The organism is Pseudomonas sp. FG36 (assembly GCF_057809275.1).
Window position 1 is genome coordinate 1 of sequence record NZ_JBMDJQ010000059.1, and the last position, 16,105, is coordinate 16,105.

The window sequence follows — 16,105 nt, forward strand, 5'->3', positions numbered from 1 at the left end:
TCGCAATGGAAGACGGTCTGCGTTTCGCCATCCGTGAAGGCGGTCGTACCGTCGGTGCTGGTGTCGTAGCAAAAATTATCGAATAAGTAGTTGATTTACTTGATCAGGCCGGTATAATGGCCGGCCTGATACAGCGTTACAGGTCAGTAGCTCAATTGGCAGAGCGACGGTCTCCAAAACCGTAGGTTGGGGGTTCGATTCCCTCCTGACCTGCCATTCACCTCGGTGTGATTGGCTTTCTTCTTACAGGATCCTCCCCGATGACTCCCAAAACTGAAGCCCAAGAATCGCGTTTCGACTTGTTCAAGTGGCTGGCTGTAGTGGCTTTGGTGGTTGTCGCCGTTGTGGGTAATCAGTATTACTCCGCGTCGCCGATCCTGTACCGCGTTCTTGCACTTCTCGCCCTGGCTGCGGTTGCAGGCTTCGTTGCCTTGCAGACTGCGAAGGGTAAGTCGTTCTTCACGCTGGCGAAGGAAGCGCGGACCGAGATCCGTAAAGTCGTGTGGCCGACCCGCCAAGAAACCACTCAGACCACGCTGATTGTCGTGGCTGTTGTTCTGGTTATGGCGCTGCTGTTGTGGGGTCTCGACTCCCTGCTCGGCTGGGCGGTCTCCTTGATTGTTGGCTAAGGGTGTCCCGTGGCTAAGCGTTGGTACGTAGTGCATGCTTACTCGGGTTACGAGAAGCATGTGATGCGCTCCCTGATCGAGCGCGTCAAGCTGGCTGGCATGGAAGACGAATTCGGCGAGATCCTGGTCCCGACCGAAGAAGTCGTTGAAATGCGCAACGGCCAGAAGCGCAAGAGCGAGCGCAAATTCTTCCCTGGCTATGTATTGGTCCAGATGGAAATGAACGAAGGGACTTGGCACCTTGTCAAGGACACCCCTCGGGTCATGGGTTTCATTGGTGGTACCGCAGACAAGCCTGCGCCGATCACTGATAAAGAGGCCGAGGCCATCCTCCGTCGCGTTGCCGATGGTAGTGACAAGCCGAAGCCGAAGACGTTGTTCGAGCCGGGTGAAGTGGTTCGAGTCGTTGATGGTCCGTTTGCTGACTTCAATGGCACCGTCGAAGAGGTTAACTACGAAAAGAGCCGCCTGCAGGTTGCAGTGCTCATTTTCGGTCGCTCTACTCCGGTGGAGCTCGAGTTCGGCCAGGTCGAGAAGGTCTAGCAGGACGAAGCATCCCATACCCCGCAGCCCTATGTGCTGCGGGGTTTTGTCGTCACTGGGATAAAACGCAAGTCATCCGGGGAGCCATCTGGCGTTTGTACCCGATTTTGGAGTAGCTCATGGCTAAGAAGATTCAGGCTTACATCAAGCTGCAAGTAAAGGCCGGCCAGGCCAACCCAAGCCCACCCGTTGGTCCAGCACTGGGTCAACACGGTGTTAACATCATGGAATTCTGCAAGGCCTTCAACGCCCGTACTCAGGGTCAAGAGCCAGGTCTGCCGACTCCAGTGATCATCACTGTCTACAGTGACCGTAGCTTCACCTTCGAAACCAAGAGCACCCCTGCCTCGGTTCTGCTGAAGAAAGCTGCTGGCCTGACCAGTGGTTCGGCTCGTCCGAACACCGTTAAAGTCGGTACCGTTACCCGCGCTCAGCTGGAAGACATCGCGAAAGCCAAACAGGCTGACCTGACTGCCGCTGACCTGGACGCTGCTGTACGCACCATCGCTGGCTCTGCCCGCAGCATGGGCCTGAACGTGGAGGGTGTGTAATGGCTAAGCTGACCAAGCGCCAAAAGGCAATCGCCGAAAAAATCGAAGCAGGCAAGGCCTACAACTTCGAAGAAGCGGCAACTCTGCTGGCCTCGCTGCCTGCTGCCAAGTTCGTCGAGTCCTACGACATCGCCGTCAACCTCGGTGTTGACCCGCGTAAATCCGACCAGGTCGTACGTAGCGCTACCGTGCTGCCGCACGGCACTGGCAAGACCGTACGTGTTGCCGTCTTCACCCAGGGCCCGGCTGCTGAAGCCGCTCTGGCCGCCGGTGCTGACCGCGTAGGTATGGACGATCTGGCTGCCGAAATGAAAGGCGGCGACCTGAACTATGACGTCGTCATCGCATCGCCTGATGCCATGCGTGTTGTAGGTCAGCTGGGTCAGGTTCTGGGTCCTCGCGGCCTGATGCCTAACCCGAAAGTCGGTACCGTTACCCCAGACGTAGCCACTGCCGTGAAAAACGCCAAGGCTGGTCAGGTTCGCTACCGTACCGACAAGAACGGTATCATCCACACCTCCGTTGGCAAGATCGGCTTTGAAGCTGGCAAGCTGAAGGAAAACGTTGAAGCCCTGATCGCTGATCTGAAGCGTATCAAGCCGGCTTCCTCGAAAGGTATCTACGTCAAGCGCGTTACCCTGAGCACCACCATGGGCCCAGGTCTGATCATCGATCAGAGCTCGCTGGACGTGTAAGACCATGCCGGCGGGTGTAAGCTCGCCGGCAGCAAAAATTGGGGTCCCTGCCTGGCGGGGGCTATCCAAGACCGTAGGCGGCGCAAGCCTTAAACAACCAGCCTACGCAGATGGTGCTCCCGGTTCCTTACCGAATCAGACACCAAAACGACATCCGGCCTCGGCCAGATGAAACGGTAACAAGCAGGAGTTTTACCCGTGGCAATTAAACTCGAAGACAAGAAGGCCATCGTCGCTGAAGTCAACGAGGCTGCCAAAGTCGCTCTGTCCGCTGTCGTGGCTGATGCCCGTGGTGTGACTGTAGGCGCAATGACCGGACTCCGTAAAGAGGCTCGTGAAGCTGGCGTATACGTACGTGTCGTACGTAACACCCTGCTCAAGCGCGCTGTTGCCGACACTGAATTCAGTGTCCTCAACGACGCCTTCACTGGCCCGACCCTGATCGCTTTCTCCAACGAACACCCGGGCGCCGCTGCTCGTCTGTTCAAAGAGTTCGCCAAGGGTCAGGACAAGTTCGAGATCAAGGCAGCTGCGTTTGACGGCAAGTTCATTGCAGCGAACCAGATCGACGTGTTGGCTACCCTGCCGACCCGCGACGAAGCCATCGCGAAGCTGATGAGCGTGATCCAAGGCGCTACCAGCAAGCTGGCCCGTACCCTGGCAGCCATTCGCGACCAGAAAGAAGCCACCGCTGCCTAAGGCACCGGAAACTCTTTCAAATCATACGTTTAATTTGATAGCTGCGTAGGCTGTCACCCCAATACAGGATTTAAGTCATGTCTCTGACTAACGAGCAAATCATCGAAGCAATCGGCCAGAAAACCGTTCTGGAAGTTGTTGAGCTGATCAAAGCAATGGAAGAAACCTTCGGCGTTACCGCTGCTGTTGCCGCTGCCGGCCCAGCTGCTGCCGCTGCCGTTGTTGAAGAGCAAACCGAGTTCAACGTTGTTCTGGTTGAAGCCGGCGACAAGAAAGTAAACGTGATCAAGGCCGTTCGCGAGCTGACTGGTCTGGGCCTGAAAGAAGCCAAAGAGAAAGTCGATGGCGCTCCTCAGGTTGTAGCTGAAGGCGTTTCGAAAGAAGCCGCTGAAGACGCTAAGAAGAAGCTGGAAGAAGCAGGCGCTAAAGTCGAGCTGAAGTAATTTCGACTTTGCGATGCCAGCCCGAGCGTCAAGCGAAGGGCTGATGGCTGGTGGCTTATGCCACCGGCCTTTTTCCGTTATTGGTGGCCGATCAGGTCGGCCCCGATAACGAGCTGCAAGACACCCAAGAGGGTGGCGCAAACCAAAGGGTTTGCACGATTTTCTGGCTGCTCCCGCCGGGAGATGCCAAACAAGCAGGTGACCAAGCTGGGGAATGCTGATGGCTTACTCATACACTGAGAAAAAACGTATCCGCAAGGACTTTAGCAAGTTGCCGGACGTCATGGATGTGCCGTACCTCCTGGCCATCCAGCTGGATTCGTATCGCGAATTCCTGCAGGCGGGAGCATCCAAGGATCAGTTCCGCGACGTCGGTCTGCATGCGGCCTTCAAATCGGTATTCCCGATCATCAGCTACTCCGGCAATGCTGCCCTGGAGTACGTCGGCTATCGCCTGGGCGAGCCGGCTTTCGATGTGAAGGAATGTGTCCTGCGCGGTGTGACCTTTGCGGTCCCGCTGCGGGTGAAGGTGCGCCTGATCATCTTCGACAAGGAATCGTCGAATAAAGCGATCAAGGACATCAAAGAGCAAGAAGTCTACATGGGTGAAATCCCCCTGATGACTGAAAACGGTACCTTCGTTATCAACGGTACCGAGCGTGTGATCGTATCCCAGCTGCACCGTTCGCCTGGTGTGTTCTTCGACCACGACCGTGGCAAGACGCACAGCTCCGGTAAGCTGCTGTACTCCGCACGTATCATCCCTTACCGCGGTTCGTGGCTGGACTTCGAGTTCGACCCGAAAGACTGCGTGTTCGTACGTATCGACCGTCGCCGCAAACTGCCGGCCTCGGTACTGCTGCGTGCCCTGGGTTACAGCACCGAAGAGGTTCTGAACACCTTCTACACCACCAACGTGTTCCACCTTTCCGGCGAGAAGCTCAGCCTGGAACTGGTACCTCAGCGTCTGCGTGGTGAAGTTGCGGTCATGGATATCCATGACGACAGCGGCAAGGTCATCGTCGAGCAAGGCCGCCGTATTACCGCGCGCCACATCAACCAGCTGGAAAAGGCTGGCGTGAAAGAGCTGGACGTTCCGCTGGAGTACGTACTGGGTCGCACCACCGCCAAGGCGATCGTGCATCCGGCTACCGGCGAGATCATTGCCGAGTGCAACACCGAACTGACCACCGACCTGCTGGTGAAGATCGCCAAGGCCCAGGTCGTTCGCGTCGAGACGCTGTACACCAACGACATCGACTGCGGTCCGTTCATCTCCGACACTCTGAAGATCGACACCACCAGCAACCAACTGGAAGCGCTGGTCGAGATCTACCGCATGATGCGTCCAGGCGAGCCGCCAACCAAGGACGCTGCCGAGACCCTGTTCAACAACCTGTTCTTCAGCGCCGAGCGTTACGACCTGTCCGCCGTTGGCCGCATGAAGTTCAACCGTCGTATCGGTCGCACCGAGATCGAAGGTTCGGGCGTGCTGAGCAAGGAAGACATCGTCGAGGTCCTCAAGACCCTGGTCGATATCCGTAACGGCAAAGGCATCGTCGACGACATCGACCACCTGGGTAACCGTCGCGTCCGTTGCGTCGGCGAGATGGCCGAGAACCAGTTCCGCGTTGGCCTGGTGCGTGTTGAGCGCGCGGTCAAAGAGCGTCTGTCGATGGCTGAAAGCGAAGGCCTGATGCCGCAGGACCTGATCAACGCCAAGCCGGTTGCGGCGGCGGTGAAAGAGTTCTTCGGTTCCAGCCAGCTCTCGCAGTTCATGGACCAGAACAACCCGCTTTCCGAGATCACCCACAAGCGCCGCGTTTCCGCACTCGGCCCTGGTGGTCTGACCCGTGAGCGCGCTGGCTTCGAAGTCCGTGACGTACACCCGACCCACTACGGCCGCGTGTGCCCGATCGAGACCCCTGAAGGTCCGAACATCGGTCTGATCAACTCCCTGGCGGCCTATGCCCGCACCAACCAGTACGGCTTCTTGGAAAGCCCGTACCGCGTGGTGAAGGAAGGCGTGGTCAGCGACGACATCGTGTTCCTGTCCGCCATCGAAGAGGCCGATCACGTGATCGCCCAGGCTTCGGCCGCGATGAACGACAAGAAGCAGCTGATCGATGAGCTGGTAGCTGTTCGTCACCTGAACGAATTCACCGTCAAGGCGCCGGAAGACGTCACCCTGATGGACGTTTCGCCGAAGCAGGTAGTTTCGGTTGCCGCGTCGCTGATTCCGTTCCTCGAGCACGACGACGCCAACCGTGCGTTGATGGGTTCCAACATGCAGCGTCAGGCTGTACCGACCCTGCGTGCCGACAAGCCGCTGGTAGGTACCGGCATGGAGCGCAACGTTGCCCGTGACTCCGGTGTCTGCGTGGTTGCTCGTCGCGGTGGTGTGATCGACTCGGTCGACGCCAGCCGTATCGTCGTGCGCGTTGCCGACGACGAAGTCGAGACCGGTGAAGCAGGTGTGGATATCTACAACCTGACCAAATACACCCGCTCCAACCAGAACACCTGCATCAACCAGCGTCCGCTGGTCAGCAAGGGTGACAAGGTTGCGCGTGGCGACATCATGGCCGACGGCCCGTCCACCGACATGGGTGAACTGGCACTGGGTCAGAACATGCGCATCGCGTTCATGGCGTGGAACGGCTTCAACTTCGAAGACTCCATCTGCCTGTCCGAGCGTGTGGTCCAGGAGGACCGCTTCACCACGATCCACATCCAGGAACTGACCTGTGTGGCCCGTGACACCAAGCTTGGCCCAGAGGAAATCACCGCGGACATCCCGAACGTCGGTGAAGCTGCGCTGAACAAGCTGGACGAAGCCGGTATCGTCTACGTGGGTGCCGAAGTCGGCGCTGGCGACATCCTGGTCGGCAAGGTCACTCCGAAAGGCGAGACCCAGCTGACTCCGGAAGAAAAACTGCTGCGTGCGATCTTCGGTGAGAAGGCCAGCGACGTCAAAGACACCTCCCTGCGTGTGCCGACCGGCACCAAGGGTACCGTCATCGACGTACAGGTCTTCACCCGTGATGGCGTCGAGCGCGACAGCCGCGCCCTGGCCATCGAGAAGATGCAGCTGGACGAGATCCGCAAGGACCTCAATGAAGAGTTCCGCATCGTCGAAGGCGCGACCTTCGAGCGTCTGCGTTCGGCTCTGAACGGCCAGGTGGTCGACGGTGGCGCGGGCCTGAAGAAAGGCACCGTGATCAGCGACGACGTGCTGAACGGTCTGGAGCACGGCCAGTGGTTCAAACTGCGCATGGCCGAAGATGCACTGAACGAGCAGCTGGAAAAGGCTCAGCAGTACATCGTCGATCGCCGTCGCCTGCTGGACGACAAGTTCGAAGACAAGAAGCGCAAGCTGCAGCAGGGCGATGACCTGGCTCCGGGCGTACTGAAGATCGTCAAGGTCTACCTGGCAATCCGCCGTCGCATCCAGCCGGGTGACAAGATGGCCGGTCGTCACGGTAACAAGGGTGTCGTCTCGGTAATCATGCCGGTCGAAGACATGCCGCACGACGCCAACGGTACTCCGGTCGACGTCGTACTGAACCCGCTGGGCGTACCTTCGCGTATGAACGTCGGTCAGATTCTTGAAACCCACCTGGGCCTCGCGGCCAAGGGCCTGGGCGAGAAGATCGACCGCATGATCGAAGAACAGCGCAAAGCCGCTGAACTGCGCACCTTCCTCACCGAGATCTACAACGAGATCGGTGGTCGTCAGGAGAACCTGGAAGAGTTCACCGACGAAGAGATCATCGCCCTGGCGAACAACCTGAAGAAAGGCGTGCCAATGGCCACTCCAGTCTTCGACGGTGCCAAGGAGCGTGAGATCAAGGCCATGCTGAAACTGGCAGATCTGCCAGAGAGCGGCCAGATGGTGCTGTTCGATGGCCGTACCGGCAACAAGTTCGAGCGTCCGGTGACCGTTGGTTACATGTACATGCTCAAGCTGAACCACTTGGTGGACGACAAGATGCACGCGCGTTCCACTGGTTCGTACAGCCTGGTTACCCAGCAGCCGCTGGGTGGTAAGGCGCAGTTCGGTGGTCAGCGTTTCGGGGAGATGGAAGTGTGGGCGCTGGAAGCATACGGCGCGGCATACACCCTGCAAGAAATGCTCACAGTGAAGTCGGACGACGTGAACGGCCGTACCAAGATGTACAAGAACATCGTGGATGGCGATCACCGTATGGAGCCGGGCATGCCCGAGTCCTTCAACGTGTTGATCAAAGAGATCCGTTCCCTCGGTATCGATATCGATCTGGAAACCGAATAACACGTGACGCGAGGGGAGTGGGCAGGTAATGCCCACTCCCTGCTCCGCCAGGAGGAAAGGCCTTGAAAGACCTACTGAATTTGCTGAAAAACCAGGGTCAAGTCGAAGAGTTCGACGCCATCCGCATCGGTCTGGCGTCGCCTGAAATGATCCGTTCGTGGTCGTTCGGTGAAGTCAAGAAGCCGGAAACCATCAACTACCGTACGTTCAAGCCTGAGCGTGACGGCCTGTTCTGCGCCAAGATCTTTGGCCCAGTCAAGGACTACGAGTGCCTGTGCGGCAAGTACAAGCGCCTCAAGCACCGCGGCGTGATCTGCGAGAAGTGCGGCGTTGAAGTTGCCCTGGCCAAGGTTCGTCGTGAGCGCATGGCGCACATCGAACTGGCCTCGCCGGTTGCCCACATCTGGTTCCTGAAGTCGCTGCCGTCCCGTATCGGCCTGCTGATGGACATGACCCTGCGTGACATCGAGCGCGTGCTCTACTTCGAGAGCTACGTGGTGATCGATCCGGGCATGACCACCCTCGAGAAGGGTCAGCTGCTGAACGACGAGCAGTACTTCGAAGCGCTGGAAGAGTTCGGTGACGACTTCGACGCCCGCATGGGTGCCGAGGCTGTCCGCGAGCTGCTGCACGCTATCGACCTGGAGCACGAGATCGGCCGCCTGCGCGAAGAAATTCCGCAGACCAACTCGGAAACCAAGATCAAGAAGCTGTCCAAGCGCCTGAAGCTGATGGAAGCTTTCCAGGGCTCGGGCAACCTGCCTGAGTGGATGGTCCTGACCGTCCTGCCAGTCCTGCCACCGGACCTGCGTCCGCTGGTGCCGCTGGATGGCGGCCGCTTCGCGACCTCCGACCTGAACGACCTGTATCGTCGGGTGATCAACCGTAACAACCGTCTGAAGCGCCTGCTCGATCTGTCGGCGCCGGACATCATCGTGCGCAACGAAAAGCGCATGCTGCAGGAAGCGGTCGACGCCCTGCTCGACAACGGCCGTCGCGGTCGCGCCATCACTGGCTCGAACAAGCGTCCGCTGAAGTCCCTGGCCGACATGATCAAAGGTAAGCAAGGTCGCTTCCGTCAGAACTTGCTCGGTAAGCGCGTGGACTACTCCGGTCGTTCGGTAATTACCGTAGGCCCGACCCTGCGTCTGCACCAGTGCGGTCTGCCGAAGAAGATGGCCCTCGAGCTGTTCAAGCCGTTCATTTTCGGCAAGCTGGAAATGCGTGGTCTGGCGACCACCATCAAAGCTGCCAAGAAGATGGTCGAGCGCGAGCTGCCGGAGGTGTGGGACGTGCTCGCCGAGGTGATCCGCGAACACCCCGTACTGCTCAACCGTGCGCCTACCCTGCACCGTCTGGGTATCCAGGCTTTCGAGCCTGTGCTGATCGAAGGTAAGGCTATCCAGCTGCACCCGCTGGTCTGCGCCGCGTACAACGCCGACTTCGACGGTGACCAGATGGCCGTTCACGTGCCGCTGACGCTGGAAGCCCAGCTCGAAGCGCGCGCGCTGATGATGTCGACCAACAACATCCTGTCGCCAGCCAACGGTGAGCCAATCATCGTTCCGTCGCAGGACGTGGTACTGGGTCTGTACTACATGACCCGTGAAGCCATCAACGCCAAGGGCGAAGGTCGCGTATTCGCCGACCTGCAGGAAGTCGACCGCGTATTCCGCGCCGGCGAAGCCGCCCTGCACGCGAAAATCAAGGTTCGTATCAACGAAACCGTGAAAGACCGTGATGGCAGCATCACCAAGAACACCCGTATCGTCGACACCACCGTCGGCCGTGCGCTGCTGTTCCAGGTAGTGCCGGCCGGCCTGCCGTTCGACGTCGTCAACCAGTCGATGAAGAAGAAGGCGATCTCCAAGCTGATCAACCAGTGCTACCGCGTGGTGGGTCTGAAAGAGACCGTGATCTTCGCTGACCAGCTGATGTACACCGGTTTTGCCTACTCGACCATTTCCGGCGTTTCGATCGGCGTTAACGACTTCGTTATCCCGGACGAGAAAGCCCGCATCATCGGTACCGCTACCGACGAAGTGAAGGAAATCGAGAGCCAGTACGCCTCCGGCCTGGTAACCCAGGGCGAGAAGTACAACAAGGTCATCGACTTGTGGTCCAAGGCGAACGACGAAGTGTCCAAGGCGATGATGGCCAACCTCTCGAAAGAGAAGGTAGTCGATCGCGAGGGCAAGGAAGTCGAGCAAGAGTCCTTCAACTCGATGTACATGATGGCCGACTCCGGTGCGCGTGGTTCCGCCGCTCAGATCCGTCAGCTGGCCGGTATGCGTGGCCTGATGGCCAAGCCGGACGGCTCGATCATCGAGACGCCGATCACCGCGAACTTCCGTGAAGGTCTGAGCGTACTGCAGTACTTCATCTCGACTCACGGTGCTCGTAAAGGTCTGGCGGATACCGCGTTGAAAACCGCGAACTCCGGTTACCTGACTCGCCGTCTGGTAGACGTTGCCCAGGATCTGGTCGTGACCGAGATCGACTGCGGCACCGACCAGGGCCTGCTGATGACCCCGCACATCGAAGGCGGTGACGTTGTCGAGCCGCTGGGTGAGCGCGTACTGGGTCGTGTCATTGCCCGTGACGTGTTCAAGCCAGGCACCGAGGACGTCATCGTTCCGGCCGGTACCCTGGTCGACGAGCAGTGGGTCGAGTTCATCGAGCTGAACAGCATCGACGAAGTCGTCGTGCGTTCGCCGATCAGCTGCGAAACCCGCTACGGCATCTGCGCCAAGTGCTACGGTCGTGACCTGGCGCGTGGTCACCAGGTGAACATCGGTGAAGCTGTCGGCGTTATTGCTGCACAGTCGATCGGTGAGCCGGGTACCCAGCTGACCATGCGTACGTTCCACATCGGTGGTGCTGCAAGCCGTACTTCGGCTGCCGACAGCGTCCAGGTGAAGAACGGCGGTATGGTGCGTCTGCACAACCTGAAGCAGGTCGAGCGTGCCGACGGCAACCTGGTTGCCGTATCGCGTTCCGGCGAGCTGGCCATTGCCGACGAATTCGGTCGCGAGCGTGAGCGTTACAAGCTGCCTTACGGTGCGGTGATTTCGGTCAAGGAAGGTGACAAGGTCGAAGCTGGCGCCATCGTCGCCAAGTGGGACCCGCACACCCACCCGATCGTTACCGAGCTGAAAGGTACCGTGACCTTCGTGGGCATGGAAGAAAACATCACCATCAAGCGTCAGACCGATGAACTGACCGGCTTGACCAACATTGAAGTACTGGACGTCAAGGATCGCCCTGCCGCAGGCAAGGAAATCCGTCCGGCAATCAAGATGGTCGACGCCAATGGCAAGGACCTGTACCTGCCAGGTACCGACGTACCTGCCCAGTACTTCCTGCCGGCCAACGCCCTCGTCGGCGTGGCTGACGGTGCCCAGATCGGCGTCGGTGACGTTATCGCGCGTATCCCGCAAGAAACGTCGAAGACCCGCGACATCACCGGTGGTCTGCCACGTGTTGCCGACTTGTTCGAAGCGCGCCGTCCGAAAGAAGCCTCGATCCTGGCTGAAGTCAGCGGCACCATCGCGTTCGGTAAAGAGACCAAGGGCAAGCGTCGCCTGGTCATCACTCCGACCGACGGTAGCGATCCGTATGAAGAGCTGATTCCGAAGTGGCGCCACCTGAACGTCTTCGAAGGCGAACAGGTCAACCGCGGCGAAGTTATCTCCGACGGTCCGAGCGATCCGCACGACATCCTGCGTCTGCTGGGTGTGAGCGCGCTGGCGAAGTACATCGTCAACGAGATCCAGGACGTTTACCGTCTGCAAGGCGTGAAGATCAACGACAAGCACATCGAGACCATCCTGCGTCAGATGCTGCGCAAGGTCGAGATCTCCGAGTCGGGCGACTCCAGCTTCATCAAGGGCGACCAGATGGAACTGACTCAGGTCCTGGTAGAGAACGAGCGTCTCGCCGGCGAAGACAAGTTCATCTCCAAGTTCACCCGTGTGTTGCTGGGTATCACCAAGGCCTCGCTGTCCACCGAATCGTTCATCTCGGCGGCTTCCTTCCAGGAAACCACCCGTGTACTGACCGAGGCGGCGGTAACCGGCAAGCGTGACTACCTGCGCGGCCTGAAAGAGAACGTGGTCGTGGGTCGTCTGATCCCGGCCGGTACCGGTCTGGCCTACCACAGCGAGCGCAAGCGTCGCCGTGATGCCGACAAACCGCTGCGTGTGAGCGCCAGTGAGGTGGAAGCCGCACTGACCGAAGCACTGAATTCCAGCGGTAACTAAGTACAGGGCAGGGCCCCGGCAAGCCTCGGGCGGGCATCGGCGACATGATTTGTTGCCGATGACCGGGCGAGGAGGGCCGGGGCCTCGTCTTGACTGGGTGCAAGATCCTCTTTAGACTTTTGTACCCTTAAATTTGGTGAGGCTCCGTCTCGCCAATTTTTGGCTTTCTTGCAAGACAATAGAGTCGCAAGACAATCAGTGGAGCTAGTAGATGGCAACTATCAACCAGCTGGTACGTCAGCCGCGTAAGCGTTCGGTCGAGAAGTCCGACGTTCCTGCGCTGCAGAACTGCCCGCAGCGTCGTGGCGTGTGCACCCGCGTGTACACCACCACGCCGAAAAAACCTAACTCGGCACTGCGTAAAGTATGCCGTGTGCGTCTGACCAACGGTTTCGAGGTTTCCTCGTACATCGGTGGTGAAGGCCACAACCTGCAAGAGCACAGCGTCGTCCTGATCCGTGGCGGCCGTGTAAAAGACTTGCCAGGTGTTCGTTACCACACCGTTCGCGGCTCTCTGGATACTTCGGGCGTCAAAGGCCGTAACCAGGGTCGTTCGAAGTACGGTACCAAGCGTCCGAAGTAATCGGCCGTTTGCACATATCCAATTTTTTGAGTCGATAAGAGTAAGGTCGGGCAGGGGTCGAAGACCCACGTCCCGGGCTAACCTGAAGACCGTTTGAGGGCTTATCATGCCAAGACGTCGTGTAGCAGCAAAACGTGAGATCCTGGACGATCCGAAGTACGGATCCCAGATCCTCGCCAAGTTCATGAACCACGTGATGGAAAGCGGCAAGAAGGCCGTGGCCGAGCGCATCGTTTACGGTGCCCTGGACGCAGTCAAAGCACGCAAGAACAGCGACCCCCTGGAAATCTTCGAGAAAGCTCTCGACGCCATCGCTCCGCTGGTCGAAGTAAAGTCCCGTCGTGTCGGCGGTGCCACTTACCAGGTCCCGGTTGAAGTTCGTCCGTCCCGTCGTAACGCTCTGGCAATGCGCTGGCTCGTAGACTACGCCCGCAAGCGCGGCGAGAAGTCGATGGCTCTGCGCCTGGCCGGTGAACTGCTGGATGCTGCCGAAGGCAAAGGTGCTGCAGTCAAGAAGCGTGAAGACGTTCACCGTATGGCTGAAGCCAACAAAGCGTTCTCGCACTACCGCTTCTAATTCAAGCATCAATCATTTTGCGAGGGCTTTATGGCTCGTACTACAGCAATTAACCGCTACCGTAACATTGGTATCTGTGCCCACGTTGACGCGGGCAAGACCACCACTACCGAGCGGATCCTGTTCTACACAGGTCTGAGCCACAAGATGGGCGAGGTGCATGACGGCGCCGCGACCACCGACTGGATGGTGCAGGAGCAGGAGCGCGGTATCACCATTACCTCCGCTGCTGTTACCACCTTCTGGAAGGGTTCCCGTGGTCAGTACGACAACTACCGCGTAAACGTCATCGATACCCCCGGCCACGTTGACTTCACCATTGAAGTTGAGCGTTCGCTGCGCGTACTCGACGGCGCGGTCGTTGTGTTCTGCGGTACCTCCGGCGTTGAGCCACAGTCCGAAACCGTATGGCGTCAGGCCAACAAGTATGGCGTTCCACGTGTTGTCTACGTGAACAAGATGGACCGTGCTGGTGCCAACTTCCTGCGTGTTGTCGGTCAGATCAAGAACCGTCTGGGTCACACCCCGGTTCCGGTCCAGCTGGCTATCGGTGCGGAAGACGACTTCCAGGGTCAGGTTGACCTGATCAAGATGAAAGCCATCTACTGGAACGACGACGACAAGGGTACTACCTACCGCGAGGAAGAAATTCCTGCCGAGCTGGTGGACCTGGCCAACGAATGGCGCAGCAACATGGTCGAGGCTGCTGCCGAGGCCAACGAAGAGCTGATGAACAAGTACCTTGAAGAAGGTGACCTGTCCGTCGAAGACATCAAGGCTGGTCTGCGCGCCCGTACCCTGGCGAGCGAGATCGTTCCTGCTGTCTGCGGTTCCTCGTTCAAGAACAAGGGCGTTCCCCTGGTTCTCGACGCCGTTATCGACTTCCTGCCTGCGCCAACCGAGATTCCTGCGATCAAGGGTATCCACCCTGATCTGATCGACGTGCCGAAGGACGAAGTCACTGCAGAGCAGTACGACGAGCGTCCTGCTGACGACAACGAGCCGTTCTCGGCCCTGGCGTTCAAGATCGCTACCGACCCGTTCGTTGGTACTCTGACCTTCGTCCGCGTTTACTCGGGCTTCCTGACCTCCGGTGACTCCGTCATCAACTCGGTCAAAGGCAAGAAAGAGCGCGTTGGTCGTATGGTGCAGATGCACGCTAACCAGCGTGAAGAGATCAAGGAAGTGCGCGCTGGCGACATCGCTGCTCTGATCGGCATGAAGGACGTCACCACCGGTGACACCCTGTGCAACGCCGACAAGCCGATCATCCTCGAGCGTATGGACTTCCCTGAGCCGGTAATTTCGCTCTCCGTAGAGCCGAAAACCAAGGCTGACCAGGAGAAGATGGGTATCGCTCTGGGCAAGCTGGCCCAGGAAGACCCGTCGTTCCGCGTCAAGACCGACGAAGAAACCGGCCAGACCATCATCTCCGGTATGGGTGAGCTGCACCTGGACATCCTCGTTGACCGCATGAAGCGCGAGTTCAACGTCGAGTGCAACGTCGGCAAGCCGCAGGTTTCGTACCGCGAGAAGATCACCAAGTCCAACGTCGAGATCGAAGGCAAGTTCGTTCGTCAGTCGGGTGGTCGTGGTCAGTTCGGTCACTGCTGGATCCGTTTCTCGGAGCCGGACGTCGACGACAAGGGCAACATCACCGAAGGTCTGGTGTTCACCAATGAAGTCGTTGGTGGTGTGATTCCTAAGGAATTCATCGCCCCGATCCAGAAGGGTATCGAAGAGCAGATGAAAAACGGCGTTGTTGCCGGCTATCCGCTGCTCGGCCTGAAGGCTACGGTATTCGACGGTTCGTACCACGATGTCGACTCCAACGAAATGGCGTTCAAGATCGCCGCTTCGATGGCGACCAAGCAACTGGCCCAGAAGGGCGGTGGCGTGGTCCTTGAGCCGATCATGAAGGTCGAAGTTGTAACCCCGGAAGACTACCTGGGTGACGTGATGGGTGACCTGAGCCGTCGTCGCGGGATGATCCAGGGTAATGAAGACTCGGTGTCCGGCAAGGTAATCACTGCTGAGGTACCGCTCGGAGAGATGTTCGGTTACGCGACCGACGTTCGTTCCATGTCTCAGGGTCGCGCAAGCTACTCCATGGAATTCTCCAAATACGCCGAAGCTCCGTCGAACATCGTCGAAGCACTCGTTAAAAAACAAGGCTAATCCCCTTTAGGCAAGAGGTTCACTGTCGTGGCTAAAGAAAAATTTGATCGTTCCCTTCCCCACGTTAACGTCGGCACCATCGGCCACGTTGACCACGGTAAGACCACTCTGACTGCAGCTCTGACCCGCGTCTGCTCCGAAGTTTTCGGTTCGGCCGTCGTTGAGTTCGACAAGATCGACTCGGCTCCGGAAGAAAAAGCTCGCGGTATCACCATCAACACCGCGCACGTCGAGTACAACTCGAACATTCGTCACTACGCTCACGTTGACTGCCCAGGTCACGCTGACTACGTGAAGAACATGATCACCGGTGCTGCCCAGATGGACGGCGCGATCCTGGTTTGCTCGGCCGCCGATGGTCCGATGCCACAAACCCGTGAGCACATCCTGCTGTCCCGTCAGGTTGGCGTTCCGTACATCGTGGTCTTCCTGAACAAGGCTGACCTGGTAGACGACGCTGAGCTGCTGGAACTGGTCGAGATGGAAGTTCGCGACCTGCTGTCCACCTACGACTTCCCAGGCGACGACACCCCGATCATCATCGGTTCGGCTCGTATGGCGCTGGAAGGCAAAGACGACAACGAAATGGGCACCAGCGCTGTCAAGAAGCTGGTAGAAACTCTGGATGCCTACATCCCTGAGCCAGTTCGT

General features: G+C 58.5%; 13 protein-coding genes and 1 tRNA gene. All 14 read left to right on the plus strand.

Annotated elements, in window-relative coordinates:
- Nucleotides 1-86 (plus strand): EF-Tu C-terminal domain-related protein (locus tag ACODS9_RS25780; RefSeq protein ID WP_206604777.1); only part of this gene is annotated, 86 nt, incomplete at its 5' end.
- A 54-nt stretch (nt 87-140) separates the two neighbouring features.
- A tRNA-Trp gene (locus ACODS9_RS25785) sits at nt 141-216 on the plus strand.
- 44 nt (nt 217-260) lie between these two features.
- Complete coding sequence (secE, locus tag ACODS9_RS25790) at nt 261-629, plus strand: preprotein translocase subunit SecE (protein WP_023628745.1); 369 nt, start codon at nt 261-263, stop codon at nt 627-629.
- 9 nt (nt 630-638) lie between these two features.
- Nucleotides 639-1,172, plus strand: a complete 534-nt coding sequence (gene nusG, locus ACODS9_RS25795; protein ID WP_023628746.1) for a transcription termination/antitermination protein NusG — start codon at nt 639-641, stop codon at nt 1,170-1,172.
- A gap of 119 nt (nt 1,173-1,291) precedes the next feature.
- The gene (gene rplK, locus ACODS9_RS25800; protein WP_011531881.1) at nt 1,292-1,723 is read left to right on the plus strand and encodes a 50S ribosomal protein L11; all 432 of its coding nucleotides are present in this window, start codon (nt 1,292-1,294) and stop codon (nt 1,721-1,723) included.
- Nucleotides 1,723-2,418, plus strand: a complete 696-nt coding sequence (gene rplA, locus ACODS9_RS25805; RefSeq protein WP_023628747.1) for a 50S ribosomal protein L1 — start codon at nt 1,723-1,725, stop codon at nt 2,416-2,418. Before rplK ends, rplA begins: the two co-directional genes overlap by 1 nt.
- A 198-nt stretch (nt 2,419-2,616) precedes the next feature.
- A complete protein-coding gene (gene rplJ, locus ACODS9_RS25810) occupies nt 2,617-3,117 on the plus strand; it encodes a 50S ribosomal protein L10 (RefSeq protein WP_023628748.1) in 501 nt (166 codons plus the stop codon).
- A gap of 77 nt (nt 3,118-3,194) precedes the next feature.
- Nucleotides 3,195-3,560, plus strand: a complete 366-nt coding sequence (gene rplL, locus ACODS9_RS25815) for a 50S ribosomal protein L7/L12 (RefSeq protein ID WP_003255496.1) — start codon at nt 3,195-3,197, stop codon at nt 3,558-3,560.
- Between the two features lie 220 nt (nt 3,561-3,780).
- Nucleotides 3,781-7,854 carry a DNA-directed RNA polymerase subunit beta gene (gene rpoB, locus ACODS9_RS25820; protein ID WP_031314438.1) on the plus strand — a complete coding sequence of 1,358 codons (4,074 nt, stop codon included), beginning with the start codon at nt 3,781-3,783 and terminating at the stop codon, nt 7,852-7,854.
- Nucleotides 7,855-7,916: 62 nt separating this feature from the next.
- Nucleotides 7,917-12,116, plus strand: a complete 4,200-nt coding sequence (gene rpoC, locus ACODS9_RS25825; RefSeq protein WP_038707242.1) for a DNA-directed RNA polymerase subunit beta' — start codon at nt 7,917-7,919, stop codon at nt 12,114-12,116.
- Between the two features lie 211 nt (nt 12,117-12,327).
- The gene (rpsL, locus tag ACODS9_RS25830) at nt 12,328-12,699 is read left to right on the plus strand and encodes a 30S ribosomal protein S12 (protein WP_003255492.1); all 372 of its coding nucleotides are present in this window, start codon (nt 12,328-12,330) and stop codon (nt 12,697-12,699) included.
- 106 nt (nt 12,700-12,805) lie between these two features.
- On the plus strand, nt 12,806-13,276 hold the full coding sequence (rpsG, locus tag ACODS9_RS25835; protein WP_023628750.1) for a 30S ribosomal protein S7: 471 nt from the start codon (nt 12,806-12,808) through the stop codon (nt 13,274-13,276).
- Nucleotides 13,277-13,306: 30 nt separating this feature from the next.
- The gene (fusA, locus tag ACODS9_RS25840; RefSeq protein WP_023628751.1) at nt 13,307-15,454 is read left to right on the plus strand and encodes an elongation factor G; all 2,148 of its coding nucleotides are present in this window, start codon (nt 13,307-13,309) and stop codon (nt 15,452-15,454) included.
- A gap of 27 nt (nt 15,455-15,481) precedes the next feature.
- On the plus strand, nt 15,482-16,105 hold a 624-nt coding region (locus tag ACODS9_RS25845; protein ID WP_489095064.1), incomplete at its 3' end, for a GTP-binding protein.

Coding starts and splice junctions, on each gene's coding strand:
- secE (WP_023628745.1), top strand. CDS start 261: ATGACTCCCAAAACTGAAGCCCAAGAATCGCGTTTCGACTTGTTCAAG.
- rplK (WP_011531881.1), top strand. CDS start 1,292: ATGGCTAAGAAGATTCAGGCTTACATCAAGCTGCAAGTAAAGGCCGGC.
- rplA (WP_023628747.1), top strand. CDS start 1,723: ATGGCTAAGCTGACCAAGCGCCAAAAGGCAATCGCCGAAAAAATCGAA.
- rplL (WP_003255496.1), top strand. CDS start 3,195: ATGTCTCTGACTAACGAGCAAATCATCGAAGCAATCGGCCAGAAAACC.
- rpoB (WP_031314438.1), top strand. CDS start 3,781: ATGGCTTACTCATACACTGAGAAAAAACGTATCCGCAAGGACTTTAGC.
- rpsL (WP_003255492.1), top strand. CDS start 12,328: ATGGCAACTATCAACCAGCTGGTACGTCAGCCGCGTAAGCGTTCGGTC.
- rpsG (WP_023628750.1), top strand. CDS start 12,806: ATGCCAAGACGTCGTGTAGCAGCAAAACGTGAGATCCTGGACGATCCG.
- fusA (WP_023628751.1), top strand. CDS start 13,307: ATGGCTCGTACTACAGCAATTAACCGCTACCGTAACATTGGTATCTGT.